General features: G+C 71.1%; 23 protein-coding genes. 18 read left to right on the top strand and 5 right to left on the bottom strand.

Annotated features, from left to right (window positions below):
- Positions 1–185: 185 nt before the first annotated feature.
- Positions 186–2,867 (top strand): immune inhibitor A domain-containing protein, encoded by a 2,682-nt coding sequence (locus AB0K12_RS07085; protein ID WP_364556345.1) that lies wholly within the window; start codon positions 186–188, stop codon positions 2,865–2,867.
- 48 nt (positions 2,868–2,915) lie between these two features.
- Positions 2,916–3,854 carry a diacylglycerol kinase family protein gene (locus AB0K12_RS07080; protein ID WP_364556343.1) on the top strand — a complete coding sequence of 313 codons (939 nt, stop codon included), beginning with the start codon at positions 2,916–2,918 and terminating at the stop codon, positions 3,852–3,854.
- A gap of 90 nt (positions 3,855–3,944) precedes the next feature.
- On the opposite strand, the gene AB0K12_RS07075 is transcribed toward AB0K12_RS07080, so the two are convergent.
- Entirely contained in the window at positions 3,945–4,724 is a 780-nt protein-coding gene (locus AB0K12_RS07075; RefSeq protein ID WP_364556341.1) for an SWIM zinc finger family protein, read from the bottom strand.
- 2 nt (positions 4,725–4,726) lie between these two features.
- Positions 4,727–7,681, bottom strand: a complete 2,955-nt coding sequence (locus tag AB0K12_RS07070; protein ID WP_364556339.1) for a DEAD/DEAH box helicase — start codon at positions 7,679–7,681, stop codon at positions 4,727–4,729.
- 174 nt (positions 7,682–7,855) lie between these two features.
- On the opposite strand from AB0K12_RS07070, the gene AB0K12_RS07065 reads away from it, so the two are divergent.
- The 10 genes from AB0K12_RS07065 to AB0K12_RS07020 all read left to right on the top strand — a co-directional run bounded on the left by AB0K12_RS07065 (position 7,856) and on the right by AB0K12_RS07020 (position 14,996).
- Positions 7,856–8,032, top strand: a complete 177-nt coding sequence (locus AB0K12_RS07065) for a hypothetical protein (protein ID WP_364364290.1) — start codon at positions 7,856–7,858, stop codon at positions 8,030–8,032.
- A 79-nt stretch (positions 8,033–8,111) separates the two neighbouring features.
- A complete protein-coding gene (locus tag AB0K12_RS07060; RefSeq protein ID WP_345386864.1) occupies positions 8,112–8,492 on the top strand; it encodes a phage holin family protein in 381 nt (126 codons plus the stop codon).
- Positions 8,489–9,382, top strand: a complete 894-nt coding sequence (locus tag AB0K12_RS07055) for a DUF3618 domain-containing protein (RefSeq protein WP_364556337.1) — start codon at positions 8,489–8,491, stop codon at positions 9,380–9,382. The genes AB0K12_RS07060 and AB0K12_RS07055 overlap by 4 nt, the downstream gene beginning before the upstream one ends.
- Before the next feature lie 49 nt (positions 9,383–9,431).
- Entirely contained in the window at positions 9,432–9,887 is a 456-nt protein-coding gene (locus AB0K12_RS07050) for a protease inhibitor I42 family protein (RefSeq protein ID WP_364557721.1), read from the top strand.
- Between the two features lie 10 nt (positions 9,888–9,897).
- Positions 9,898–10,614: a DUF1838 family protein gene (locus AB0K12_RS07045; protein WP_364556335.1), complete on the top strand. Its 717-nt coding sequence runs from the start codon at positions 9,898–9,900 to the stop codon at positions 10,612–10,614.
- The gene (locus tag AB0K12_RS07040) at positions 10,611–11,015 is read left to right on the top strand and encodes an HIT family protein (protein WP_364556334.1); all 405 of its coding nucleotides are present in this window, start codon (positions 10,611–10,613) and stop codon (positions 11,013–11,015) included. Before AB0K12_RS07045 ends, AB0K12_RS07040 begins: the two co-directional genes overlap by 4 nt.
- A 27-nt stretch (positions 11,016–11,042) precedes the next feature.
- On the top strand, positions 11,043–12,224 hold the full coding sequence (locus AB0K12_RS07035; RefSeq protein WP_364556333.1) for a histidine kinase: 1,182 nt from the start codon (positions 11,043–11,045) through the stop codon (positions 12,222–12,224).
- Between the two features lie 33 nt (positions 12,225–12,257).
- Positions 12,258–13,007, top strand: a complete 750-nt coding sequence (locus AB0K12_RS07030) for a LytTR family DNA-binding domain-containing protein (protein WP_355430791.1) — start codon at positions 12,258–12,260, stop codon at positions 13,005–13,007.
- On the top strand, positions 13,004–13,480 hold the full coding sequence (locus AB0K12_RS07025) for a hypothetical protein (protein ID WP_364556330.1): 477 nt from the start codon (positions 13,004–13,006) through the stop codon (positions 13,478–13,480). Before AB0K12_RS07030 ends, AB0K12_RS07025 begins: the two co-directional genes overlap by 4 nt.
- Positions 13,481–13,508: 28 nt before the next feature.
- Complete coding sequence (locus tag AB0K12_RS07020; RefSeq protein ID WP_364556328.1) at positions 13,509–14,996, top strand: cation acetate symporter; 1,488 nt, start codon at positions 13,509–13,511, stop codon at positions 14,994–14,996.
- A gap of 15 nt (positions 14,997–15,011) precedes the next feature.
- On the opposite strand, the gene AB0K12_RS07015 is transcribed toward AB0K12_RS07020, so the two are convergent.
- From AB0K12_RS07015 to AB0K12_RS07005, 3 genes are all read right to left on the bottom strand, one after another.
- Complete coding sequence (locus tag AB0K12_RS07015) at positions 15,012–17,225, bottom strand: helicase-associated domain-containing protein (protein ID WP_364556326.1); 2,214 nt, start codon at positions 17,223–17,225, stop codon at positions 15,012–15,014.
- 157 nt (positions 17,226–17,382) lie between these two features.
- Positions 17,383–18,183 carry a hypothetical protein gene (locus AB0K12_RS07010; RefSeq protein ID WP_364556324.1) on the bottom strand — a complete coding sequence of 267 codons (801 nt, stop codon included), beginning with the start codon at positions 18,181–18,183 and terminating at the stop codon, positions 17,383–17,385.
- A 108-nt stretch (positions 18,184–18,291) separates the two neighbouring features.
- Positions 18,292–19,338 carry a LacI family DNA-binding transcriptional regulator gene (locus AB0K12_RS07005; protein WP_364556322.1) on the bottom strand — a complete coding sequence of 349 codons (1,047 nt, stop codon included), beginning with the start codon at positions 19,336–19,338 and terminating at the stop codon, positions 18,292–18,294.
- 11 nt (positions 19,339–19,349) lie between these two features.
- On the opposite strand from AB0K12_RS07005, the gene AB0K12_RS07000 reads away from it, so the two are divergent.
- From AB0K12_RS07000 to AB0K12_RS06975, 6 genes are all read left to right on the top strand, one after another.
- Positions 19,350–20,507 carry a PLP-dependent aspartate aminotransferase family protein gene (locus AB0K12_RS07000; RefSeq protein ID WP_364556320.1) on the top strand — a complete coding sequence of 386 codons (1,158 nt, stop codon included), beginning with the start codon at positions 19,350–19,352 and terminating at the stop codon, positions 20,505–20,507.
- Positions 20,508–20,668: 161 nt separating this feature from the next.
- On the top strand, positions 20,669–21,829 hold the full coding sequence (locus tag AB0K12_RS06995; protein WP_364556318.1) for a sugar ABC transporter substrate-binding protein: 1,161 nt from the start codon (positions 20,669–20,671) through the stop codon (positions 21,827–21,829).
- A complete protein-coding gene (locus AB0K12_RS06990) occupies positions 21,826–22,710 on the top strand; it encodes a sugar ABC transporter permease (protein ID WP_364556316.1) in 885 nt (294 codons plus the stop codon). Before AB0K12_RS06995 ends, AB0K12_RS06990 begins: the two co-directional genes overlap by 4 nt.
- On the top strand, positions 22,707–23,549 hold the full coding sequence (locus AB0K12_RS06985; RefSeq protein ID WP_364556315.1) for a carbohydrate ABC transporter permease: 843 nt from the start codon (positions 22,707–22,709) through the stop codon (positions 23,547–23,549). The genes AB0K12_RS06990 and AB0K12_RS06985 overlap by 4 nt, the downstream gene beginning before the upstream one ends.
- 180 nt (positions 23,550–23,729) lie before the next feature.
- Positions 23,730–24,059 carry a DUF485 domain-containing protein gene (locus AB0K12_RS06980; protein ID WP_345386835.1) on the top strand — a complete coding sequence of 110 codons (330 nt, stop codon included), beginning with the start codon at positions 23,730–23,732 and terminating at the stop codon, positions 24,057–24,059.
- A gap of 17 nt (positions 24,060–24,076) precedes the next feature.
- Entirely contained in the window at positions 24,077–25,675 is a 1,599-nt protein-coding gene (locus tag AB0K12_RS06975; RefSeq protein ID WP_364557718.1) for a cation acetate symporter, read from the top strand.
- The last annotated feature ends 204 nt before the right edge of the window (positions 25,676–25,879 follow it).

Here is a 25,879-nt window from a genome sequence, read left to right as displayed (position 1 = left end):
GTCGTATTTTGATCACGTTTCAACAACGCACTTTACGATCCGTTGACGCAGGCTCTAGCGTCCGGCATTGCACACCCCATGGCCATGCGCCCGGCGACCCCGGGCAGAGAGGGTTCCTGGTGCCCAGCACAAAGCGCCTGTTAGCTACAGTCCCGGCGGTCGCGCTCCTGAGCGCCGCCCTGTTCGTGCCCCCGGCGGCTCAGGCGACCTCCGTCGCCACCTATGAGCCCACGGCCGCGGACTTCTACATCAACTACGCCCCGCCGCAGGTCGAGAAGGACGTCAAGGAGCCGTCCCTCACCGGCGCGCAGGCCCGCTCGCTCACCCCCGCGCAGAAGTACGACCGCAAGTTCAGCAGCGGCAACCCGGCGGCGGGCCGCGTGCTCGCCGCCCGTGAGAACGAGGCCATCAGGACCGGGCGCAACCCGGCTGAATGGATCTTCAAGAAGTCGAAGCAGGCCCGCACGGCCAAGCTCCTGACCGTCCTCGTCGAGTTCGACGACCAGGCCAACGACGACTTCTCCGGCTTCAACCGCCTGCGCACGGTGAACAGCGCCCCCGACGACTGCGTGGTCGAGCCGGCCGGCACCCTGCTCAACGGCCCGCTGCACAACAACATCCCGGACCCGGCGACGCTGCCGTACAAGGACAACAACTCCTTCTGGGTCAAGGACTTCAGCACCGACCACTTCAACAAGATGCTCTACACCGACAAGGGCATCACGCAGCGCGTGCGTACGGACCTGAAGGACCCCCGCGACGGCAAGCGCGGCATCGACATCTCCGGCTTCACGATGAAGAAGATGTACGAGGAGATGTCGAAGGGCGCCTACTCCGTCACCGGCTCCGCGGTCGGCTGGATCAAGGTGCCGCACTCCGAGGCCTGGTACGGCGCCGCGGCCTGCGGCGGCGCGCCCCAGGACATGTCCGGCCACCCCGACAACGCGCGCGGCGCCCAGCAGCTGCCCATCGACACCATCGAGGCCCTGGCCAAGGCGCAGCCGGACTTCCCGTGGGCCGACTACGACGTCGAGGACGTCTCCGACGCCGACGGCGACGGCGACTTCGCCGAGCCCGACGGCGTCATCGACCACCTGGTGCTGGTGCACGCCGGCAAGGACAAGTCCTCCGACGGCGGCGCCGAGGGCACGTACGCGATCTGGGCCCACTCCAGCGCGGTCGCCGGCGGCTACAGGATCCCGGGCACCGACAAGAAGATCTCCAACTACATCGTGCAGCCCGAGGACTCCGGCGTCGGCGTCTTCGCCCACGAGTACGGCCACGACCTCGGCCTGCCCGACCTGTACGACACCTCGGGTCAGGCCAGCTCCGCCGTGGACTTCTGGGACCTGATGTCCAGTGGCTCCCACTCCGGCCCCATCTTCCAGTCGATGCCCAGCCACATGGGCCTGTGGGACAAGTGGGTGCTCGGCTGGGCCAACCCGAAGGTGTTCGAGCCGGGCGACAGGGCCGGGCTCGTCACCGTCGGGCAGTCCTCGCGCACGCCCAAGCTCACCCAGGACGGCGTCCGGGTCAACCTGAAGTCCACCCCGCTGAAGATGATCGACCCGCACAGCGGCTCGAACGCCTGGTGGAGCGGCCTCGACCAGGACTGGGCCAACCTCACGCTGACCCGCGACCTGCCCGTTCCCGCCGGCGGCGACCTCAAGCTGTGGATGTGGAACAACTACGAGATCGAGTCCGACTGGGACTTCGGCTTCGTGGAGGTCTCGACCGACGGCGGCGAGACGTGGACCCAGCAGAAGATGTTCGACGAGGCGGGCAACGAGGTCACCACGCCTGACGACTACCCCGACCCGAACAAGAACCTCGTCACCTTCGGCAACAAGAAGTACGGCATCACCGGCGGCACGGGCGGCGCCTGGCGGCACGACTACGTGGACCTGACGCCGTACGCCGGCCAGACGATCAAGTTCCGGCTGACGTTCAACTCCGACGCCGCCTACCAGGAGCGCGGCTGGCACGTCGACGACTTCGAGCTCACCAACGGCGGCACCGCCGTCTGGAGCGACGACGTCGAGAGCGACACCGGCTGGATCGCCGTCGGCGGCACCTTCACCAACACCAGCGGCCAGGGCTGGACCCGCAACAACGGCGAGCGCGAGATCTCCCGCTTCTACCTCGCCGAGTGGCGCAACTTCGACGGCTTCGACAAGGGCCTGGCCTACACCTACGACACCGACTACCTCCGCGACGGGGCGTGGAAGGTGCAGAAGGTGAAGTACAACGCGCCCGGCCTGCTGGTCTGGTACCGCGACTCGACGTTCATCAACAACAACATCGGCAGCACCCTGCAGCAGACGCCGAGCGTCGGGCCCAAGGGCAGCCTGCTCGTCGTGGACTCCCACTACGAGCCGCTGCGCCGCACCGGCCGCGCCGCCGAGCTGGACCCGACCCTGAACAAGAACCTTCAGGGCCGCGTCCAGACCTCCAACGCCGCGTTCGGGTTCGTCAAGACGTACCCGTTCAAGGAGTGCGTGGAGGCGCCGGACGAGCCGGCCAGCTCCTACTGCACGGACTTCCCCGCGCAGAAGCCGGTCAAGTCCTTCACCGACGCCAAGACCTGGTACCCGGGCATCGAGGTGATCGACGGCGGCCTGTACTACCGCGACTTCGACGCCTCGGTGGTCGTGCCGTCGAAGGGCGACCAGTCCTACACCACGCGCGTCGTCCACCAGGACGGCACCCCGGCCACGGAGCTGTACGGCCAGGTGGCCGCCGGCTCTGTGCTCGGCACCGGCGACCCCGGTGACGAGGGCAAGGCACTCGGCGTGCAGTTCAAGCTGGTCAGCCCGCTGCCCGGCAACCTCGGCGCGATCGTCCACGTGGTCCCGCCGAAGAAGTGATCCACAGGGGGCCGCCGGGCGTCCGGCGGCCCCCTACCATTGATGACCATGGCCGAATTGCGCACCAAAGACGAGCACACCGCGGCGATCCGCAGAGATCGCCGGGTGGCGGTGGTGGTCAACACTCGCTCGCGCCGTGGCCGACGCCACTACTTCGAGGTGATCGAGCAGATCCACAACCTCGGGTTCGAGCCGCTGGCGGAGCTGTCGGTCTACAACCCCAAGCGGCTGCGCGATCTGCTCGACACCGCCCTCGCCACCGACCCCGACCTGCTCATCGTCGGCGGCGGCGACGGCACCCTCTCCTCGGCCGTCCGCCACGTCGCCCACCGCGACGTCGCGCTCGGCGTGCTGCCGCTCGGCACCACCAACAACTTCGCGCGCAGCCTCGGCCTGCCGCTCGACCTCGCCGGCGCGATCAGGGTGTTCGACACCGGCAAGGTGGCCGACATCGACCTCGGCCTGGCCGACGACCGGCCGTTCGCCAACCTGGCCAGCTTCGGGGTGTCGGTCGAGGTGGCCGGCAAGGTCAAGCCGTGGCTCAAGCGCATCGTGGGCCGGCCCGCCTACCCCCTCACCGCGCTGACGATCCTGCCGGGACACCGGCCGTTCCGCGCGTACATCACGGTCGAGGGCGAGCGCCACGAGCTGCTCACCCACCAGCTCAACATCGCCAACGGCCGCTTCCACGGCGGCTGGCAGGTGGCGAAGGACATCAGCATCGACAACGGCATGCTGGTGGCCTACCAGCTCGGCTCGGGCAAGAAGCTGCGGCTGCTCGGCGAGACGCTCATCAGGGCGACCACCGGGCGGTGGCGCAGCCTCGCGGGCGGGCCGTTCGTGATGGGCAGGGAGATGCTGCTGGAGACCGACCCGCCGATGGCCGCCGACGTCGACGGAGAGGTGCGGCTGCGCACCCCGATCAGGCTCCGCGTGGTCCCTAACGGGGTGCGCGTGATGGTGCCCGCCGACTTCGAGGACCGCTGAGTCAGCGGCTCACGCCCAGGAGAATCCCATGTCTCCGCCCTTTCGTCGCGACTGTCCGTACACCTACGGTAAACGAGAGATCGCGCTGCGTCACGATGTCTCCAGCCGCCGGTACGCCTCGATGAGCGGGGCCGCCACCTCGCCGGGCGGCGGGAAGACGCGGGGCAGCAGGCCGGGCGCGACGGTGCCCGGGCGGCGCTCCGGGCGGTGCGCCGAGGCGCCAGAGGCGTAGAAGTCGGCCAGCCGGTCGGCGAACGGCACGTCCTCCACGGCCGGTGGGCCCGCCGCCGGCTCCTCCGCCAGCGAGCCGAGCAGCTGCTCGCGCGTCCGCCCCCGCCAGGCCAGCACCAGGAACGGGTCGTCGTCGAACGACTCGGCCAGCAGATAGAGCGCCGCCGACAGGTGCTTGCACGGGAAACCCCAGTCGGGGCACGAGCAGTCCATGTCGAGGTCGCGCGGGAACAGGTCGATGCCCATCGCGGCGAACAACTCCTCGATCTCCGGCGGCATCTCGCCGGCCAGCAGCCGCGCCCGGTGCACGGCCTGCGCGGCGATGCCCTCCTCGATGGCGCTCCAGCGCGCCTCGTCGTACGCCTCGATCCTGATCGTCACCCGGTACGGCTGCGGGCGCGAGCCCTGCACCGACGCCCTGACCTCGCCCGCTTCGAGGTCGATCGAGACCACCTGGCCCTTGCGGGCGTAGGCCCGGCCGCGCGAGAGGCGGCCCTTGTCGCAGACGCGCTCCAGGATGTCGATGAAGCGCCGCGACCACCAGGTGGAGCCGATGCTGCCGCGCTTCGAGCGCGCCCTGATGCCGCCCTCGACCTCGATCGGGCCGGCGCTGTCGTACCAGCCGGGGCGTTCCGCCACGATCAGTCCACCCCCTCGGCGCTCAGCCTGAACACCTCGCGCAGCTCCTGCGTGGACAGGCCGGTCAGCCAGTCCTCGCCGGTGCCGACCACCCGCTCCGCCAGCGCCTTCTTGCGCTCGATCATCTCGTCCACCCGCTCCTCCAGGGTGCCCGCGCAGATGAGCTTGCGGACCTGCACGTTCTTGCGCTGGCCGATGCGGAACGCGCGGTCGGTCGCCTGGTCCTCGACGGCCGGGTTCCACCAGCGGTCCACGTGGACGACGTGGTTGGCGGCCGTCAGGTTGAGCCCGACTCCGGCGGCCTTGAGCGACAGCACGAACAGCGCGGGCTCAGGGTCGTTCTGGAACCGGTCGACCAGGCGGTCGCGCGTCTTCTTCGGCAGGCCGCCGTGCAGGAACAGCACCGGGTGGTCGAGGCGCTGGGCGAGGTACGGCTGGAGCATGGTGCCGAACTCCGCGTATTGAGTGAAGAGCAGCGCTTTTTCACCCTCCGCCAGGATTTCCTCGGACAACTGCTCCAGTCGGGTGAGTTTTCCTGATCGGCCGGCGAGGCGGGAGCCGTCCTTGAGCAGGTGAGCCGGATGGTTGCAGACCTGCTTCAGCTTCGCCATCGCCGACAGCACCAGGCCGCGCCGCTCGATGCCCTCGCTGTCGTCGATCCTGCCCAGCATGTCGTCCACCACCGCCCGGTAGAGCGTGGCCTGCTCGGTGGTGAGCGAGCACCACTCCTTGACCTCCAGCTTCTCCGGCAGGTCGGAGATGATCGAGGTGTCGGTCTTGAGCCGGCGCAGGATGAACGGGCCCGTCGCCCTCCTGAGCGCCCGCGTCGCCTGCTCGTCCTGGCGGGCCTCGATCGGCTCCTGGAAGCGCGTCCTGAACCTGGCCCGCGGGCCCAGCAGGCCGGGGTTCGCGAACTCCATGATCGACCAGAGCTCGGCCAGGTGGTTCTCCACCGGCGTGCCGGTCAGCGCCAGCCTCGTGCCGGTCGGGATCGAGCGTACGGCCCTGGCCTGCAGCGTGCCGCTGTTCTTGATCGCCTGCGCCTCGTCGCACACCACCCGCCGCCAGGCGGGCTCTTTGAGCGTCTCCAGGTCGCGGTAGGCGGTGCCGTACGTGGTGATCACCAGGTCCGCGTCCGCGATCCCGGCGGGGTCGCGGCCGCTGCCGTGGTGCACGTACACGCGCAGGGCGGGCGCGAACCTGGCCGCCTCCCGCTGCCAGTTCCCGATCAGCGACATCGGGCAGACCAGCAAGGTGGGCTCCACGTCCTGCGCACCGGCGCGCTCGTGGACGAGCAGGGCCAGCGTGGTGATCGTCTTGCCCAGCCCCATGTCGTCGGCCAGCACCCCGCCGAGGCCCAGCTCCGACAGGAAGCTCAGCCAGGCGAGCCCCCGCTCCTGGTACGGCCGCAGCGTCGCGTCCAGGCCGGGCGGCGTGGCCAGCGGAGCCAGCCGCCGCTCCGCCTGCCCCGACAGCAGGTCGCCGAGCACCCCGTCGGCGTCCACCTCCAGCAGCGGCAGCTCCTCGTCGTCCCCCTGCACGACGTGGCGCAGGATGTCGGCGGCGCTCGCCTCTCCCGTACGGCTGCCCTCCACCGCCCGCAACGCCGCCTTGAGCTGCCGGTCGTCCAGCTCCACCCACTGGCCGCGCACCCGGACCAGCGGTACCTTGAGCCGGGCCAGCTCGGCCAGCTCCGCCTCGCTGATCGTCTCGCCGCCGACCGCGAGGTCCACCCGGAAGTTCACCAGGTCGGCCATCCCGAACCCCTGGCTCGCCGCCGCCGACTGCTTCTTCGTCCGCGTCGTCAGCTTCAGCCCCAGCCGGGTACGGCCCGCCCAGCGCGGCAGCTGCACCCCGAACCCGGCCGCCTGGAGCAGCGGCGCCGCCTGCCGCAGGAACCCGAACGCGCCCGCCGTGTCCAGCGCCAGCTCGCCCGGCTCCGGCACCCGCAGCGCCCGCTCCAGCTCCGGATAGAGCCGCACCGCCCGCCCCAGCCCCGCCAGCAGGTCCCGCTCGGGCCTGCCGGGCAGCCCCGTCACCCCGCTCCACACGGTGGCGGCGGGCACGTAGAGGCTCGGATCGTCCACCGCCTGCAACGCCAGCTCGACCCGCCATCCGGCCTCGGCGGCCTCGGCGGGCTGGGCGGGCTCGGCGGGCTGGGCGGGCTGGGCAGGCTCGGCGGGCTCGATGAGCCGGAAGCACACGCGCGTCGCGCCCTCGGCCGCCGTCACCGCCGCGTGCCACCGCTCCAGCTCGGCCCGCAGCTCGGGCACATCGGGACAGGCCGGGTCGGGCCCGGTCAGCGCGGCCAGCCACCTCTCCGCGGGGCTCGCGGCCTCCTTGGTGAGCAGGGGAGCAGTGAGCGTCTCGCGGATGATCGCGTCCGTGACCACCTCCAGCGCCTCGGCCTGCACCTCCGCCGACGCCCGCTCGACCTCGCCGGTACGGCAGGCGGGCGGCATGGCCAGCGCCAGCTCACGGAAGTACGCGGCGTCGGCCCCGGTCACCACGGGCCGCCACACGGCCCGCGACATGGCCAGCTGCGGGATGACGCGGCCCCGGCGCACGAGGTCGCGGGCGAAGGCGGCGACGGCGGCCCAGTGGCGCAGGGTGGCCGTGTCCGCATGCTCCTCCAGCACCCGCAGCGCGTCGCCGGGGGAGGGGAGGACGGCGGGCACCCGCCACGGACGCAGCCTGGGCCGCGTCACCTCCGCCAGCCGCCCGGTCTCCGGTGACGGCAGCGGCTCCTTGGCCGACCCCGGCAGCAACAACGTCAGCACCCGCGGCTGCGTCTCAGGGGAGGAGTCGGCCGCGCGGAGGAAGGCGGAGAGGGCGGAGGCCGGGGCGGCGTGGGGGTGGGTGCGGGGGGTCGTGCGGGACGGCGGGGTGGCGGGTGGGTCGGTGGTCTCCGCCCAGAACGCGAGACCGTCGCCCGCCCAGACCCCGTGTACCAGCACGTCGGCAGGCTACCGCCACTGCGGCGTACATCGGGCCAGGCCGCGGCGAGGATGCAGTCAGGACCGTGCGCGCGGGCGGAGCGGCTGGAGGAGCCGGCGGGTCGCCGTGCGGACCCTCCTCATTTGCCGGCGCTTTCCCTAACATGGCCGAAACCCGAAGAGTAGGCTGAAGGTATGAACACTCCCGGATCGTGGTGTGAGCGGCCCAAGCCGCAGGCTCCCTCGTGCGAGCTGCCCTCCCCGTGGAGCAAGCCACAGCAGCCCGACAACTGGTGCAAGAGCGACAAGCCGGGCAAGGATCCGGTGGTGTCCGTGCTGGGCTTCCTGTTCAAGGCCGCGACCAGGCGGTAGCGCGGCGGCCCCGCCCACGGGCGCGATAGAAGGCCATATGTGTGGGTAGTCGCCTTCCTCAGCGGAGGAGGCGAACGTCGTGAACGACACCCACAAGCTGGTCACCGACCTCTCCGAGCAGGTCTCCAGGCTCGTGAGGGATGAGCTCCGCCTGGCCAGGATGGAGCTGACCGCCAAGGGCAAGCGCGCGGGTCTCGGCGCCGGCATGTTCGGCGCGGCGGGTCTCGTCGCGTTCTTCGGCGCTGCCGCCCTTGTGGCCGCCGTCATCATGCTGCTCGCCCTGGTGCTGCCGGGCTGGGCGGCCGCCGCCATCGTGGCGGTGGTGCTGTTCCTCGTCGCGGCGGTGCTCGCGTACGCGGGCAGGACCGAGGTCAAGCGGGCCAAGCCGCCCGTCCCCGAGGAGACCATCGCGAGCGTCAGGGCCGACATCGACATGGTCAAGGAGAGTGCACGGCGATGAGCGAGACCGACCCCGGATACAGCGGACAGCACGCCGGTGACGTCGGCGCCCGCAGAGCGACCGTGGGCACGCCGACGGACCGCGAGTCCATGAACGTCCCCCAGACGCGTCCTGGCGCGGCGGAGAACGCGCACGAGGCCGAGCTGAAGCGCGAGGCGCACGAGACGTTCATCCCCGAGACCCCCATACGTGACGAACGCGCCGAGGCCGATATGAGCCACGGCACCGAGGAGGCGTCGCTGCGCGGCTCACGCGGCGGCCGGGAGCGGCGTACGTCCTCCCGCATGAGCACCCAGGGCGCGGCACGCGGGGACGGCGCGCGCGAGCGGCGCTCCGGCGGCGCGACCACGGAGGACGAGCTGCGCCGCGAGATCGAGGAGACCCGGCGCGAGCTGGGCGCGACCGTCGGGGCGCTGGCGGCCAAGGTCAACATGAGGAGCCGGGCCGGCCGCGCCAAGGACCGTGCCAAGGCCCGCGCCAAGGACCGCGCGGGGCACGCCGCGGAAGCGGCGAAAATACGCGCGGGCCACGCGGCCGAGGTGGCCAAGGAGCGTGCGGGACACGCGGCCGAGGTCACCAAGGAGCGCGCGGGCCACGCGGCCGAGCTGACCAGGGAGCGCGCGGGACACGCCGCCGAGGTCGCCAGGGAACGCGCCGATGTCGTCAAGGGCCGGGCGTCGCACCTGGCGGACCGAGCCAGGGACAGCGTGCCCGAGCCCGTCATGGACGTGGCGAAGGGACGGCGTCCCATGGTGCTGATCCTGGCGGCGGGCGCGATGACCGCGTTCGCCCTGCGCCGGATGATGACCGGCAGGGCGGCCTGCCGCCGCCGCGTGATCGAGGTCGGGCGGCACGGCGACCGCATCAGGATCGTCGTGCGACTCCCCTGACGCCCCCTTCCAGGGGACGGAGGAGCAGGGCCGATAACCTGCCAGGGTGATGCGTGGAACGGTGGCCGCCGCCCTGCTCGTCCCGCTGCTGGCGGCCGGGTGCGGCGCCGGGTCGTGGGTGAGCGACTACGGGAAGGTCGCCAAGGGGGCCAAGGGCGCGACCGTCCAGGTCGAGGTGACGCCGGGGCAGCGGTTCTCGCTGGCCGTGCCGGAGAACCCGTCCGTGGGCGACAGCTGGGACCTGGTGGCGGTGCCCGACACGAAGGTGGCCTCGTTCATCAGCGAGGAGCGCGAGAGCCAGGGCGACGAGCCGGGCTCGGGCGGCACGGCGTACTTCGTCTTCAACGGCAAGCACCCGGGCACCACCGAGATCAGGCTGTACGACTGCTGGCGCTGCGGCCAGGACAGGACGCCCGCCACCGAGGAGAGCAGGCGGCAGTCGGGCGAGGCGGTCTTCCAGGTGACCGTACGCGAGCGGCCGTCCTCCGGCATACCCGGTGGCTAGGCTCCCCGGCATGGACTTCATCCGGGTACGCGCGTCCGCCGACGGCGCGGAGACGATCTCGTACTGGACCGGCGACGTCTACGGCTGGCAGGACGACGACGGGCCGCACCACCTGTTCGGCTTCGAGGGGCTCAACGTGGCCAGGGCCGTCGAGACCGATGGCGGATGGCGGCTGCTAACCCGGGAGGCGGCGCTCTACCTCGACCCCCGCGACCGCCGGGTGCTCGACACCTGGGCCAACCCGTTCACCGGGCGCGAGGCCGAGGTGCAGCACGTCTTCAACGACCCCGTCAACCAGCGGCTGGGCGCCTACAAGGTGCCAGAGACGCGGCTCGGCGGGCAGGTCGTCTACAACGTGGACGTCCGGCTGGCCTACCCGTCGCCGCTCAAGGTGGCCGACTACCCGGAGAACTCGGCGAGCGACACCTACCGGGCGCTGGAGCTGTTCCAGTTCTTCGCCTCCGCCGCCGACCTGGAGTCGGGCGTGCCGGACGTGCCGTGCGTGTTCTCGTGGTGCCGGGTCTCGCCGTGGCTGCCGTGGATGGCGATGGGGCGGCGCGGCGGCGGGCTGGTCTACCACTGCAGGGGCGCGAAGGTGCCCGAGGTGCCCGTACGCCTGCGCGAAAGGGTCGGCGAGCACTTCCTGCACGCGCCTGAGCAGTGGTCGGAGCCCAACATGACGAGCTGGACGGCCTTCGCGGCCAGGGCCGGTAGGGTCGGCCCGTGAGCACCGACCTGTTCTGCGAGATCATCGCCGGTGAGCGGAGCGCCCACATGGTGAGCTCCGACGACGTGGCGCTCGCCTTCCTCGACATCCGCCCGGTCTTCAAGGGACACGTGCTGGTCGTCCCGCGCGTCCACGTCGAGACACTCACCGACCTCGCCGACGTCGGGCCGTTCTTCGCGCGGGTGCAGGCCGTGACGCGGGCCGTGGAGGAGGGGCTGCAGGCCGGCGGCACGTTCGTGGCGATGAACAACCGCGTCAGCCAGAGCGTCGCCCACCTGCACGTGCACGTCGTGCCGCGCAACAAGAAGGACGGCCTGCGCGGCTTCTTCTGGCCCCGCACCACGTACGACTCCGCCGACGAGGCCGCCTCCTACGCCGCCCGCATCGCCAAGGCCCTGTGAGCTCCCTATGAGCTAGGCTCTGGCCGCGTGGAGTACCTCGTCGGCTCGGCCGTCGTCGCGGTGCTCGTCGGCGTGCCCGGCGTCGTGCTGTGGCGGCTCATGCGCGGGCGCAGGGAGCTGGGCACCAGCCCGGCCGAGCGAGCCACGTTCGAGACCCTGCACACCGCCTCCCTGGCCGGGCCGCCGCTGCGGGCCGGGCTGACCGCCGACGGCGCCGAGCGCGCCTCCCGCCACCTGCGCACCCTGCTCGGCTCGGCCGCCCTGGCCATCACCGACGGCGAACGCCTGCTCGTCTACGACGGCGAGGGCGACGACCACCACGCCGACCAGGCGTTCGAGCACGCCGCCGCCACGCTCCAGGACGGCCGCACCCAGGTGCTCACCATCGACTGCGACCTGCTCGAATGCCCCATCAGGCACGCCGTGGTGGTGCCGCTGACCACCGACGACCGGGTGGTGGGCGCGCTCGCCGCGTACGGGCAGACCGCCTCGGCCGGGCTCGTCAGAGCCGCCCAGGAGGTGGCCGGCTGGGTGGACTCGCAGCTGGAGCTGGCCGAGCTGGACCGGTCACGCACGCTGCTCATGGAGGCCGAGGTGCGGGCGCTGCGCGCGCAGATCTCGCCGCACTTCATCTACAACTCGCTCACCACGATCGCCTCGTTCGTGCGCACCGACCCAGAGCGGGCCAGGGAGCTGCTGCTGGAGTTCGCCGACTTCACCCGCTACTCCTTCCGGCGGCACGGCGAGTTCACCACGCTGGCCGAGGAGCTGCGCTCGATCGACCGCTACCTGATCCTGGAGCGGGCGAGGTTCGGCGACCAGCTCCAGGTGACGCTGCGCATCGCGCCGGAGGTGCTGCCGGTCGCGGTGCCGTTCCTGTGCCTGCAGCCGCTGGTGGAGAACGCTGTGCGGCACGGCCTGGAGAGCAAGAACGGCGTCGGCCGCATCACGATCATCGCCGAGGACGCCGGCGCCGAGTGCCGCATCAGCGTCGAGGACGACGGCCTCGGCATGGACCCCGACAGGCTGCGCCGCATCCTCGCAGGTGAGATCGCCCCGGCGGGCGGCGTCGGGCTGGCGAACGTGGACGAGCGGCTGCGCCAGGTCTACGGCGACGAGTACGGCCTCGTGGTCGAGACGGCCGACGGCGCGGGCACCAAGGTCAACATCAGATTGCCGAAATATCACCCAGGCGTCTCCGCCCGTTGACCTCGATCTTCGTTGTCGGTTTCATCACTGTCTATGGCACAACTCCGGGTACTCGCGGTCGACGACGAGTTGCCCGCTCTGGAAGACCTGTCGTACCTGCTGCGCGCCGACCCCCGCATCGGCGAGGTCGCGACCGCGCGGGACGGCGCCGCCGCGCTGCGGCTGCTCGACCGCGCCATCGCCGAGGGGCGGCCGATCGATGCCGTGTTCCTCGACATCAGGATGCGCGGCCTCGACGGCGTGGTGCTCGGGCGGCTGCTGTCGCAGTTCGCGAACCCGCCCAGGGTGGTGTTCGTGACCGCGTACGAGGAGCACGCGGTCGACGCCTTCGAGATCAAGGCCGAGGACTACCTGCTCAAGCCGGTGCGCCCTGAGCGGCTCGCGGAGGCGATCAGGCGGGTCGCGGTCTCGGCCGACGTGCCCGCGGAGGGCGGCGAGAGCGACACGATCCCGGTCGAGCTGGGCGGGGTGACCCGGTTCGTCTCCAGCGCGGACGTCATCTACGTCGAGGCGCACGGCGACTACGCCCGCCTGCACACCGCCTCCGGCAGCCACCTGGTGCGCATCCCGCTCGCCACGCTGGAGGAGCGGTGGGCGTCGGCCGGGTTCGTCCGGGTGCACCGCAGCCACCTGGTGGCCGTGAAACACATCGAGGAGTTGCACATCGACTCGGGCAAGTGCACCGTACGCGTCGGTGACACCGAGCTACCGGTCAGCCGCCGGCACACGCGGGAGCTGCGTGACCTGCTGGTGCGGCGGGCCAGGAAGGGCAGGCAGGAATGAGCTCCGAGCCGCGTCAGGGCCGGCGCTCGCCGCTGCCCCGGCCCGAGCAGCCGCGCCGGTCGTCCGACGGCTCCAGGCGGGTCTCGGAGGGCTCGCGGCGCGGAGCGGACGCGCCACGCAGGATCGCCGTCACCAGCCCCCGCACGGCCGCCGCCCGCCGGCCCCGCTACCCGGCCACGCGGGAGATCGACGAGCAGACCACGCTCGGCGAGGTCTACATGCACTCGCTGCTGCGCACCCAGTTCCGGCTGGCGCTGTTCGTCTGCACGGTGCTGGCCTGCGTCGTCGGCGGGCTGCCGCTGCTGTTCCTGCTCATCCCCGAGCTGCGCGAGGTGCACCTGCTGGGCGTGCCGCTGCCGTGGGCGGTGCTGGCCGGGCTCATCTACCCCGCGTTCGTGATCGGGGCGTGGCTGTACGTCCGGCAGGCCGAGCGCAACGAGCGTCACTTCGCCGAACTGGTCGAGCGCCGGTGAACGGCCCCTCCACGGGCGCGGGTGCCGCATGAGCCTGACCGCGGTCCTGGTCGTCATGGTGGCGGCCGTGCTCATCGGGGCGTTCGGGATCAGGGTCTCCCGGACGACCTCCGACTTCTACGTCGCCTCCCGCACGGTCAGCCCGCTCTGGAACGCCTCCGCCATCGGTGGCGAGTACCTGTCGGCGGCCTCCTTCCTGGGCGTCGCCGGGCTCATCCTGTCCTTCGGCGTGGACATGCTGTGGCTGCCCGTCGGCTGGACCGGCGGCTACCTGGTGCTGCTGGTGCTGGTGTCGGCGCCGTTGCGGCGGTCGGGGGCGTACACGCTGCCCGACTTCGCCGAGGCGCGGCTGGAGTCGATGACCGTGCGCCGCACCGCGAGCGTGCTCGTCGTGCTGATCGGCTGGCTCTACCTCATGCCGCAGTTCCAGAGCGCGGGGCTGGTGCTGCGCACGATCACCGGCGCGCCCGTCTGGGTGGGCGGCCTGCTCGTCGCCGTCGTCGTGGCGGTCAACGTGCTGTCGGGCGGGATGCGGTCGATCACGTTCGTGCAGGCGTTCCAGTATTGGCTGAAGCTGACCGCGCTGGCCGTGCCGCTGGTGTTCCTGCTCATCGCCTGGCAGGGCGACGGCGCGCCCGGCCTCAGCGCCGCCGACGCCGCCACCTGGCAGGTGCCGCTGATGGGCGGCAAGGAGTACGGGCTGTACTCGACGTACTCGCTGATCCTCGCGACCTTCCTCGGCACCATGGGGCTGCCGCACGTGCTCGTGCGCTTCTACACCAACCCCGACGGGCGGGCCGCGCGCCGCACCACGCTCGTGGTGCTCACGCTGCTCGGCGCCTTCTACCTGCTCCCGGCCGTGTACGGCTGGCTCGGCCGCCTGTACGCCCCCGACCTCGTCCGCACCGACACGGTCGTGCTCACCCTCCCCAGCCGCATGATCGGCGGCACGCTCGGCGACGTGCTGACCGCGCTGGTCACCGCCGGCGCGTTCGCGGCGTTCCTGTCCACCTCGTCGGGGCTGACCGTGTCCGTGGCGGGCGTCATCGCCCAGGACCTGCTCAAGGGCGGGGTGCGCTCGTTCAGGGAGGCCACGTTGATGGCGGTCGCGGTGCCGCTGGCCCTCGCGCTGTGGGCGCGGGCGCTGCCGGTGGCGGACGTGGTGGGGCTGGCCTTCGCGGTGGCCGCGTCGTCGTTCTGCCCGCTGCTCGTGCTCGGCATCTGGTGGCGGCGCCTGTCGACGATCGGGGCGCTCGCCGGGCTGTTCGTCGGGGGCGGGCTGGCCAGCGGCGCCGTCCTCGTCACGATCGTCGCCGGGCCCCAGGGCGGGCTGGCGGGGGCGCTGCTCGCCCAGCCGGCGGCGTGGACGGTGCCCATCGCCTTCACCGTGATGATCGCGGTGTCGTTCCTCACCCCGCACCGCGTGCCGGCCGGGGTGGCGCGGACGATGGTCCGCCTGCACACCCCGGAGAACCTCGACCTCGACCGCGGCGACTGGCGGCCCCGCTCGTCCTAGGTCACTCGTCCTGGTTCAGAGGAGGTACGCCTTACTGATGCCGGCCCGGGGAATCCGGTGGACGTCGTCGCAGTCGTGGCAGTAGCCGATGACCGTGTCAGGACCGAACTCCAGGCCGTCCATGTAGTGCTCGCGCCGCCGCCAGACGATCACCACCACTTCGCCGGTCATGACCGCCGCCTCGATCGCCTCCTCCGCCGGGCCGCGCGCGGCCCGGTCCCGGCCGGCGAGCATGCGCAGCGCCGCGGCCTCGGCGTCGAATTCGGGCTCGTCGGTGGCCTGCTCGACGGCCAGGAGCCGGCGCTGGGATCGTTCGGCCTGGATCGTGCCGTCCGCGGCCACACCGGCCGGGGCGTGGCCGGCCTGCCGCAGCAGGCGCAACGTCTCCGCGGGAGGCAGCGCGCCGAGCGCCACCGTCGGCGCGATCTGCCGCAGGCCGGCCTTGCGCAGTGCCTTGGCGGCGCACAGCTCCGTGATGACGGCCGGGTCTTCGGCGATCACGACGGACGGGCCGGCGGCGACCTTGATGGTGCCGTGCTTACGGGCGGTGTCCTTGATCAGGTAGTCGAGCGGCTGGGGAACCGCCTTGGCGGAGAAGCGGGCGAGGCCGGCGAGCAGCGTCTCGGCGTCGGTGCCCGCGTCCAGCGCCCTGCGCACGGTCGGCTCGGAGAAGCGCCACACGCTGGCCCTGTCGCGCGACTCGATGTCGGCGGCCAGGTCGAGGAGGGCGGCCAGGTCGGGGGAGGGAACGCCGGACACGATGGCGGTCAGGTCGTTCTGGAGGGTCACGGTCGTGGTGGGTGCGGGGAAGAGGACGTCCACGTCGCCGGCGTCGAGCAGCGCCCGTCCCAGCGTCGTGAGCGCGCCGCCGGCCACGACGCCGAGCCACTCGCCCTCGCGCAGGGCCGCGGCCACGAACTCCTCGGCCGCCTTGGGAACCTCCGCCATCGCCCGCGTGCGCCAGGCCACCGCCGCCAGCACCGCGGCGGCCCCCGCGTTCGCGTCCGCGCCGCTCTGCGCGCCCGCGCCCATGCCGGGAGGCAGGGTGCTCAGGGTCTGGAGGACGGCGCGCCGGATGCGGCCCGCCTCGCACGCGAACTCGTATGGCGGAGGCTGCGGCGTCATGTGCTCCTCGCAGCACCCCACGACCCGGTGCGTGGGCGCCTGCGGCAACCCCATCCAGCACGCGGCCAGCAGCCGCCACCTCCGCCCTGCGGGCTGCCGCGGCCAGTCGTCCAGGTGCGTGGTGCCGATCAGCCGCTCGCCCTGCTCCGAGCCGATCAGGTCGGCCGCGAAGGCGAGGTCCAGGAAGAGCACCACCTCCTGCTCCGTCCGGCCGAGCGCCTTGGCCAGCCGCCTGACCTCGCGCACGCCCACGCCGCCGGACTTCAGCTCGGCGACGGACTCCGTCGCGGCCAGCTCCGCCAGGGCGTGCACGCGCTCGATCGTGGCCAGCGCGGCGTCCAGGCCGTCGCTCTGGGGGCTCGGACCGGCGGGCACGCCGGGCTGCCCGGTCAGCGCCGGCTTCCAGCCGTCGCCGCGCAGGGCCAGCGCGATCTCCCTGGGCAGCTCGTGATCCCAGCCGTCGCGGATCAGGAACCCGGCCTGGGCCAGGCGCTGGACGGGCCGTGCACCGGGGAGCGAGCCGTAGCCGAAGGGCTCGCCGTTCGCCACCGGGGGCCCGGCGGCCAGGGACTCCAGCAGGGCACGCTCTTGGCTCCCCAGCCGGGACACGCGCGCTCGTACGCGTTCGCCGTCGTCCAGCAGTTCCTCGGCCTGTCGCATCAGGTCGGCCCTGCGCCCCGCGGGCTGCCCGCCGAACGTCCTGACGATCGTCTTCAGAGTCTCGGCCGTGACCGCCTTCCCGAACTCCCGCAGCGGCCGGCCCAGCCCGAACGGGTGCGCCCACAGGCCGGCGGGATGGCGTGAGCGCACGATCTCGCCGTCGACCGTGATCAGGCCGTGGCCCGCCAGCACGTCGAGCACCTCGCCGAGCCGGTCGTGCGGGTCGTGCAACCGATCCGCCAGCGCGGCGCGCTTGCTCTCACCGCCCGCCTCCTGGATCGCCTGGCTGACGACGTGGCAGTCGGCGTCGAGGTCGAGCAGGGCGGGGATGGCCAGCCGGGGTTCGGCCAGCAGCCGTTCGAGCAGGTCGACGGAGGGTGTCCCGGCCAGCTCCGGCCTGTGGCGGAGGAGCCGGGTGAGATCAGGCAGAGAAAGGGCCACCATCCGACTGTAGTGTCATGCGGGACGCCCTTCGCCAGTGTCATGCGAGACGGTCCCTCGCCGTCGTCGGCCCTCGTCGTCGTCCCCCGGGTCGGTGAGCGCGGCGGCCACGCGGAAGTCGATGCGGACGTCCCGGTAGGTGACGCCGGGCTCCACCTGGTCAGGTAGGTTCGTCCGGTCGCTGCCCGAGAAGCACTCGCCATCCGGCTCGGCATGCGCGTGCACCTCCACCTTGGGCCGGTCGTGGAAGCGCAGCTCCTTCGCCTTCGCCGTGGCGCTGATCTCCACGTCCGGCTCCTGTGGGTGTTCCGGCTTCGGCATGATGCTCCTCCTGGTCGTGCGGTGTCCCGGCGCCTCCGGGCGGTGCGACCTCGCGCACCGCGCCCGTGGCGTCGCGTACGGTGTCGCCGGCGCTCGCGCCCACCTCGCGCACGGCTCCTCCGGCTCCTGCGCCGACGTCCTGCACGGCGCCGCCCGCGCCCGCGCCGACGTCCCGCACCGCGCCCCCGGCGCCCGCTCCCACGTCGCGCACGGCCCCACCGGCACCGGCTCCCACGTCCCGCACCGCCTCGCCCGCGCCCGCGCCGACGTCGCGGACCGCGTGGCCGGCGCCCAGGCCGATGTCCTCGACCGCGCGGCCGACGCCCCTGGTGAGATGCTCGAGGAGCTGCGGGTTGGTGTCGATGGTCTGCAGGACCCGGTCGATGATGCGGGCCACGTTGTCCAGCCTCACCTTCAGCAGCGCCTGCGCCTCCACCCCCTTGATGGTGAGGTTGACGCTGCCGAGGAAGACGTCCGCGCCGACGTTCAGCTTGAGCAGGTCGAGCACCTCGGCCTGGAGCGACACCCTGGCCCGCAGGTCCTGGACGTCGAGGGTGATCTCGTCCACCTTGACCTCGGGCACGTCGAGGTAGACGTCCGGGTCGGTGGTGACCCTGGCCTCCTCGGCGCCCTCGGACATGCTCTGCTCCCCGTCGGTCGAGACAGGGGTACCCGCTCATCCGCCGGGCGTGCGGGGCTTGTGCAGACGTGACCGGGTTTTGAGTGTCATGCGGGCGTCACCGGGGCGTCACGGGGGCGGCAGCTCGCCCGAGCCGCGCGGCACCAGCTCGATCGGCACCTTGACCATGCGGCCCGTGCGCGAGGGGTTGAGCAGCAGGTCCACGGCGGCCCTGGCGAGCCGCGCGGTGTCGTAGCGGACCACGGTGACGCCCGGGTTGAACACGCCGGCCAGCGCGAAGTCGTCGAACCCCACGTACGCGGGCCGCTCGGGCCGCTCGCGCAGCGCCTGGAGGATGCCGATCGCGGCCCGGTTGTTGGTGGCGAAGAACGCGGTGGGCGGGTCGGCCAGGTCGAGCAGCCTGGCGACCTCGCGGGCCACGCGGGCGGGGTCGTACACCGCGTGCACCACGAGCGTCTCGTCGGCGGGCACCCCGGCGGCGGCCAGGGCCGTACGGTGACCGGCGGCCCGGTCGTGCACCGAGCTGATGTCCTCGTCGTCGGAGATGAGCGCGATCCTGCGATGGCCGTGGGCCAGCAGGTGCTCGGTGGCCACCTGGCCGCCCCGCACGTCGTCGAGCAGCACCGCGTCGGCGGTCACCAGGCCGGGCGGCACCCGGTCCACGAACACCGTGGTGAGCCCGGCGTGCCTGGCCAGCCAGCCGTGGTCGGCGGCCGACGGCACGACGATGAGGGAGTCGACGCCGCGGGCGTACATCGACTCGATGAGCATGCGCTCCTTGTCGGCGCTCTCCTCGTACGAGCCGAACACGACGAGCGCCTCGTGCTCGGCGGCGGCGGCCTCCACGGCGGCGGCCAGGCGGCCGTAGAACTCGTTGGAGATGTTCTCCATGACCAGCCCGAGCGTCAGCATGGAGGCGCCCCTGGCGAGCCGGGCGGCGGCCTCGTTGCGGCGGTAGCCGAGCGCGTCGATGGCGGCCTGCACCCGCTGCTGCAGCGAGGCCCGCACGTGCGGCTCCTGGTTGACGACCCGGGAGACGGTCTTGAGGCTCACGCCCGCGTGCCGCGCGACGTCGGCCATGGTGGGCTTGCGCGTGGCGGCCTCCTGACCGTCGTTCAGCGAGACCACGAGGTCGCCGTTCTCCCGCGCTGTCATAGTGTGCCCCCATGGATGACGAATGGATCTGTGGCCGGTTGGGTGAGGACGAGCCTTGGGTGCTGGGCGCGGTCAATCCGCCGGTGTTCGAGAACTCGCTGTTCACGTTCGAGACGGCGGAGGAGCTGGGCGCGGCCGTCAAGGACGAGGACGAGCGTTACGTCTACTGGCGGGGGACCAACCCGACGGTGGATCTCGCCCAGCGTAAGCTGGCGGCGCTGGAGCGGGGAGAGCGCGCGAAGTGTTTCGGCTCGGGCATGGGCGCGATCTCGGCGACCATCTCCTCGCTCGTGTCGGCCGGCGATCACGTGCTGGTGCTGGGCGCGGTCTATGGGCCCACCACGCAGTTCCTGCGCTATCTGGAGAAGTTCGGGGTGTCGCATACGCACGTCGACGACCTCGCGGCAGGTGATAGCGCTATCAGGCCCAGCACCCGAATACTTTACTTCGAGTCGCCGTCGTACATGGCCTACCAGGTCGTGGACATCACGGAGGTGACGGACTGGGCGCGCGAGCGCGGGCTGCTGACGGTGATGGACAACACCTGGTCCACGCCGCTGTTCCAGAAGCCGCTGACGATGGGGGTGGACCTCGTCGTGCACTCGCTGTCGAAGTACATCGGCGGGCACAGCGACCTCGTGGGCGGCGTCGTCGTGGGGCCGTCGCGGCTGGTCAGGCCGCTGGCGTTGCAGGAGTACCAGCTGTACGGGGCGGCCATGTCGCCGCACGACGCGGCCAAGGTGATCAAGGGCCTGCGTACGCTGCCGGTGCGGATGGCGGCGCACCAGGAGCGCGGGCTGGCGGTGGCGGCGTTCCTGGAGGGCCATCCCGCGGTGCGCGAGGTGAACCACCCGGGCCTGCCGTCGCATCCCGGTCACGCGATCGCGCTGCGGCAGATGTCGGGCTTCTCCAGCCTGTTCAGCCTCGTGCTGGACACCGAGTCGCGGGAGCGGGTCGGCCGGTTCATCAACCAGCTGCGGCATTTCCGTATCGGGGTGTCGTGGGGCGGCTTCGAGAGCCTGGTGAACGCGCCCGCGCTGACCACCGAGGAGAGCGTCCGCGTCACCATGGGCATTCCCGTCGGCCTCGTCCGCCTGTCCGTCGGCCTGGAGCCCGCGGACACGCTGATCAAGGATCTCGGTCTGGCGCTGGAGGGCATGTCCGCCTAACGTGAAGGACAGCATCGTGATTGACAGCGCTGTCTGCCCTTCGCGGGAGGCTCGTCGTGCGAAATCCCCTCCTAGCAGCCACGGTCGCCGCCACGCTCGTCCTCGCGGGCTGCGGCTCCTCCTCCGGATCCTCCGGGTCCGGGGGAGAGGTGCGGCTCCGGATGATCGAGAGTCTGACCAGTCCAGAACGTACGAAGCTCATCAAGTCCCTCCTCGACGGATTCGAGCAGGCCAACCCCGGCGTCACCGTCGAGCTCGTCTCCCCGCCGCTCGACAGCGCCGACCAGAAGATCACCCAGATCCTGCAGACGAAGAAGGACCTGGACGTGCTGGAGGTGCGCGACCACACCGCCAAGTCCTTCTCCAACAACGGCTGGCTGGCCGAGCTGCCCACGACCGGCTGGGCCGGCTGGGCGGACCTGACCGAGCTGGCCCAGAAGAAGGCGGTCGAGGTGGGCGGCAAGGCGTACCTCATCCCGTACGGCTTCTACCAGCGCACGCTGTTCTACCGCACCGACCGCGGCCTGACGCGGCCGCCCGCCACCTGGCAGGAGCTGTACGAGGCCGGCAAGGCCCAGACCACCGGCGACCGCTACGGCTACTCCTTCCGCGGCGGCAAGGGCGGCGCCGACTACGCGGTGATGATGATCAGCGCGTACAACGGGGAGGCGCTCGACCCGGAGAAGTCGTTCTTCCTCAAGGACAAGCGGACGATCTTCGCCACGCCCGAGGCGGCGCAGGCGCTCGACCTGTTCGTCAAGATCTACCGTGAGGCGTCGCCGCCCGACTCCGTGGCCTGGGGCTTCCCCGAGATGGTGCAGGGCTTCACCTCGGGCGTCACCGGCATGCTCATCCAGGACCCCGAGGTCATCAAGACGGTCGAGGAGAGCGGCCTGACGAATTGGGCCACCGCCCCCATCCCGAAGGGCCCCACCGGGTACGCCTTCCAGCCGGTCGGCTACGCCGGCTGGGGCGTCACCTCCTTCAGCGCGCACCCGGAGCAGGCGGTCAAGCTGGTGCAGTACCTGTCGGAGGCGGAGCAGAGCATCGCCTTCGCCAAGGGCAACTCGCTGATCCCCATCTCGAAGCAGGCCCAGAGCGACCCGCAGTTCTCGCAGGGAGCGTGGAAGGCGTACCTGGAGGCGCAGCAGGACCCCAAGCAGGTCATCACGATCAGGCCGGTGGACTATCCGGGCTGGAGTCAGTTCCTGGTCGACTCCGACCGTGACGTGCAGGCCCTGATCACCGGCAAGAAGAGCACGGCCGAGGTGCTGAAGGCATGGGACGCGTTCTGGGCCGACCAGGCCAAGAAGGTCTCTTGAGGACGTTCACCGTCCGGCGGGCCCGGTTCATCGCGCTGTGCCTGCTGCCGGGCGTGGTGTTCGTCGCGCTGTTCACGTACTACCCGATGATCAGGGGCGCGGTCATCGCGTTCCAGCGGTACTCGCTGTTCGACCTGACCGCGACCCCGTTCACCGGCCTGGAGAACTTCCGCGCGGTGCTGGCGGAGGAGCGGTTCTGGACGGCGCTGCGCAACACCGGGACGTGGGTGGCGGTCTCGCTGTTCTTCCAGTTCTTCCTCGGCTTCGGCCTGGCGCTGCTGCTGCGCAGGCACTTCCGGGGGCGCGGGCTCTACCAGGCGTGGGTGTTCTTTCCGTGGGCGATGTCGGGGTTCCTGATCGGGCTGCTGTGGCGGTGGCTGTTCAACGGGCAGTTCGGCGTGATCAACGACCTGCTGCTCAAGGCGGGGATCATCGACGAGCGCATCGGGTTCCTCGCCACGCCCGGCTGGGCGATGACGTCGGTGATCGTGGCCAACATCTGGTATGGCGTCACGTTCTTCGCCATCATGATCATGGCCGCGCTGCAGTCGGTGCCGGGCGAGCTCTACGAGGCCGCGGCCGTGGACGGCGCCTCACGGTGGCGGCGGTTCTGGCACGTCACGCTGCCGCACATCAGGCCCACCCTGGCGCTGATCGTGCTGCTGCGGATCATCTGGATACTCAACTTCCCCGACCTGATCTACTCCATGACCGGCGGCGGCCCGGCCGGCAGCACGGACATCGTCACCACGTTCCTCATCCAGCAGGTGATCGGCGGCGACTACGGCAGGGCGGGCGCGGTCGGCCTGCTCGTGCTGGGGCTGCTGCTGGCGTTCAGCGTGTTCTACCTCAACGCCACGAGATTCGAGAAGGCCCGATGACCGCGCGCATGCCTCTGCGGCGCCTCGCCACGGCCGCCAAGGTGCTCGTGCTGGGCGTCTGGCTGCTGATCACGTTGTTCCCGCTGTACTGGATCGTCGTCACCTCGCTCAAGCCGCAGCCGGAGATCTTCTCGGTGCCGCTGCGCTACTGGCCGTCGAAGGTGACGTTCGAGCACTACGAGGAGCTGTTCTCGTTCGCCGACTTCGGCACGTACCTGCTGAACTCGCTGCTGGTGTCGCTCGTCTCCGCCGGGGTGGTGACGGCGATCGGCGTGCTCGGCGGCTACACGCTGGCCCGCTTCGCCTTTCCCGGGCGCGGGGCGCTGATGCTGGCGTTCCTGGTCACCCAGATGATCCCGCTGTTCATCGCGCTCGGGCCGCTCTACCTGCTGATGTCCGACCTCGACCTGCTCAACCGGCTGGCCGGGCTCATGCTGGTGTACGTCGCCATGCTGGTGCCCTTCTCGACGATCATCATGCGCGGCTTCTACGAGCGGGTGCCGGTGGCGCTGGAGGAGGCGGCCCAGGTGGACGGCGCCTCGCGCCTCGCGGCGATGGTGCGCGTGGTGATCCCGGTCATGCTGCCCGGCATCGCCGCGACGTTCATCTTCGCGTTCGTGCAGTGCTGGAACGAGCTGTTCCTCGCGATCACGTTCATCGACAGCGAGGACGCCAAGACGATCCCGGTCGCCATGAACTCCTTCATCACCCAGTACGACATCGACTGGGGCTCGATGGCGGCCGCCACCGTCGTCTCGGTGCTGCCGACGCTCGTGCTGTTCGCCGCCGTCCGCCGCTACATCGTGGAGGGGCTGACGGCGGGCGCGGTGAAGGGATGACCGGTAAGGGGGTGAAAGGGATAACCGACCGCTCATCGTGCCAGACAGACCTTTCGCCGCAAGCTCGTTCCAACTAAGCGCGGTGCATCAGCGGCTCGCCGAACAACCCTCCGGGGCATCTCCACGACAGGTAGGTTGCGCTCTTACGTTGGGCGTGATCCGCATCACAGTGGAGGTCTCGTGACGACACAAGAACATGACGCATCGGTCTATGAGCAAGTGCAGGAGAGCAGTGAGTTCCAGGACCTGAAGCGGCGCTTCCGCCGCTGGACGTTCCCCATGACCGTGGCGTTCCTCGTCTGGTACCTGCTGTATGTGGTGCTGTCGGGGTGGGCGCGCGACTTCATGGGCATCAAGCTGTTCGGCGAGATCAACGTCGGGCTGATCTTCGGATTGCTGCAGTTCGTGTCGACCTTCCTTATCGCGTGGGCCTACTCCAGGCACGCCGAGAAGCAGCTCGACCCGATCGCTGACAAGCTGCGGCACGAGGTGGAGGAGAAGACTCAGTGAGCTCGACGACCCTGGGGATGATCCTCTTCCTCACCTTCGTGGCCGCCACCCTGGCGATCACCGTCTGGGCGAGCCGCCAGACCAAGACGGCCGCCGACTACTACGCGGGCGGCCGGTCGTTCAGCGGCGTGCAGAACGGCTTGGCGATCGGCGGCGACTACATGTCGGCCGCCTCGTTCCTCGGCATCGCCGGCATCATCGCCCTGTCCGGATATGACGGGTTCCTCTACTCGATCGGCTTCCTCGTCGCCTGGCTGGTGGCGCTGCTGCTGGTGGCCGAGCTGATGCGGAACTCCGGCAAGTTCACCATGGCCGACGTGCTGGCCTTCCGCATGAGCCCGCGGCCCGTCCGCACGGCGGCGGGCGTCTCCACCATCGTGGTCAGCATCTTCTACCTGCTGGCCCAGATGGTCGGCGCGGGCGCGCTGGTCGGCCTGCTGCTCGGCATCACCGGCGAGGCCGGCAAGGCGTGGACGATCATCGGCGTCGGCGCCCTCATGATCGTGTACGTCGTCTTCGGCGGCATGAAGGGCACCACCTGGGTCCAGATCGTCAAGGCCGTGCTGCTGATGAGCGGCGCCGCGCTGGTGACGCTGCTGGTGCTCGGCAAGTTCGGCTTCAACCTCTCGGCGCTGCTCGGCCAGGCCGCCGCGACCAGCGGCCCCTCGGGCAACCCCGGCAACTTCCTGATCCCCGGCCTGAAGTACGGCACCGACGCGCAGGGCCTGGCCGGCAAGATCGACCTCATCAGCCTGGGCCTGGCGCTGGTGCTCGGCACCGCGGGCCTGCCGCACATCCTCATCCGCTTCTACACCGTGCCCACCGCCAAGGACGCCCGCAAGTCGGTGCTCTGGGGCATCGGCATCATCGGCGTCTTCTACCTGCTCACCCTGGTCCTCGGCTTCGGCGCGGCGGCCCTGGTCGGCAAGGACGCGATCGCCGCGGGCGACCCGGCGGGCAACACCGCGGCGCCCATGCTGGCACAGCGCATCGGTGAGGAGATCTTCGGCTCCGTCGGCGGCACGATCCTGCTGGCGCTGATCGGCGCGGTGGCGTTCGCCACGATCCTGGCCGTGGTGGCCGGCCTGACGCTGGCCTCCTCCTCCAGCTTCTCGCACGACCTGTACGCGCACGTCTTCAAGCGCGGCCAGGCCACCGAGCGGCAGGAGGTCGTCGTGGCCCGCATCTCCGCCCTCGTCATCGGCGCCATCGCGATCGGCCTGGGCATCCTCGCCCAGGGCCAGAACGTGGCGTTCCTGGTGGCGCTGGCGTTCGCGGTGGCGGCGTCGGGCAACCTGCCGGCGATCCTCTACAGCCTGTTCTGGAAGAGGTTCAACACCGCCGGCGCGGTCTCGGCCATCTACGGTGGTCTGATCTCCGCCCTGCTGCTGGTCATCTTCTCGCCGGTGGTCTCCGGCAGCAAGACGGCGCTGTTCCCGGGTGCCGACTTCGCCTGGTTCCCGCTGAGCAACCCCGGCATCGTCTCGATCCCGCTGGGCTTCCTGTGCGGCTGGATCGGCACCGTCCTCAGCAAGGAGTACAACGCCGCCAAGTACGCCGAGATCGAGGTCCGCTCGCTCACCGGCGTCGGCGCGGAGAAGGCGAGCACGCACTGATCCGGGGCTGACCCGCACGGGGCTTTCCCAGAAGGGCGCCCGACCCCCTGCCCCAGGGCGCCTGCACCAGAGGGCCCGGCCGATCGCTTCGGCCGGGCCCTCGCGCGTGTACGGGATCCCCGGCGGGGAAGGGGCTGTGGTCGTTCCCGACAGGTGTCCCAGTGGGGCGTCCCACACCCTTGGAGTTGTTAACGTCACCGAAAC

The organism is Nonomuraea sp. NPDC049419, assembly GCF_040676995.1.
In the GTDB taxonomy this organism is placed as follows: Bacteria; Actinomycetota; Actinomycetes; order Streptosporangiales; family Streptosporangiaceae; genus Nonomuraea; species Nonomuraea salmonea.
The sequence above is the reverse complement of the archived record's forward strand: the minus strand, read 5'-3'. Positions and strand labels throughout refer to the sequence as shown.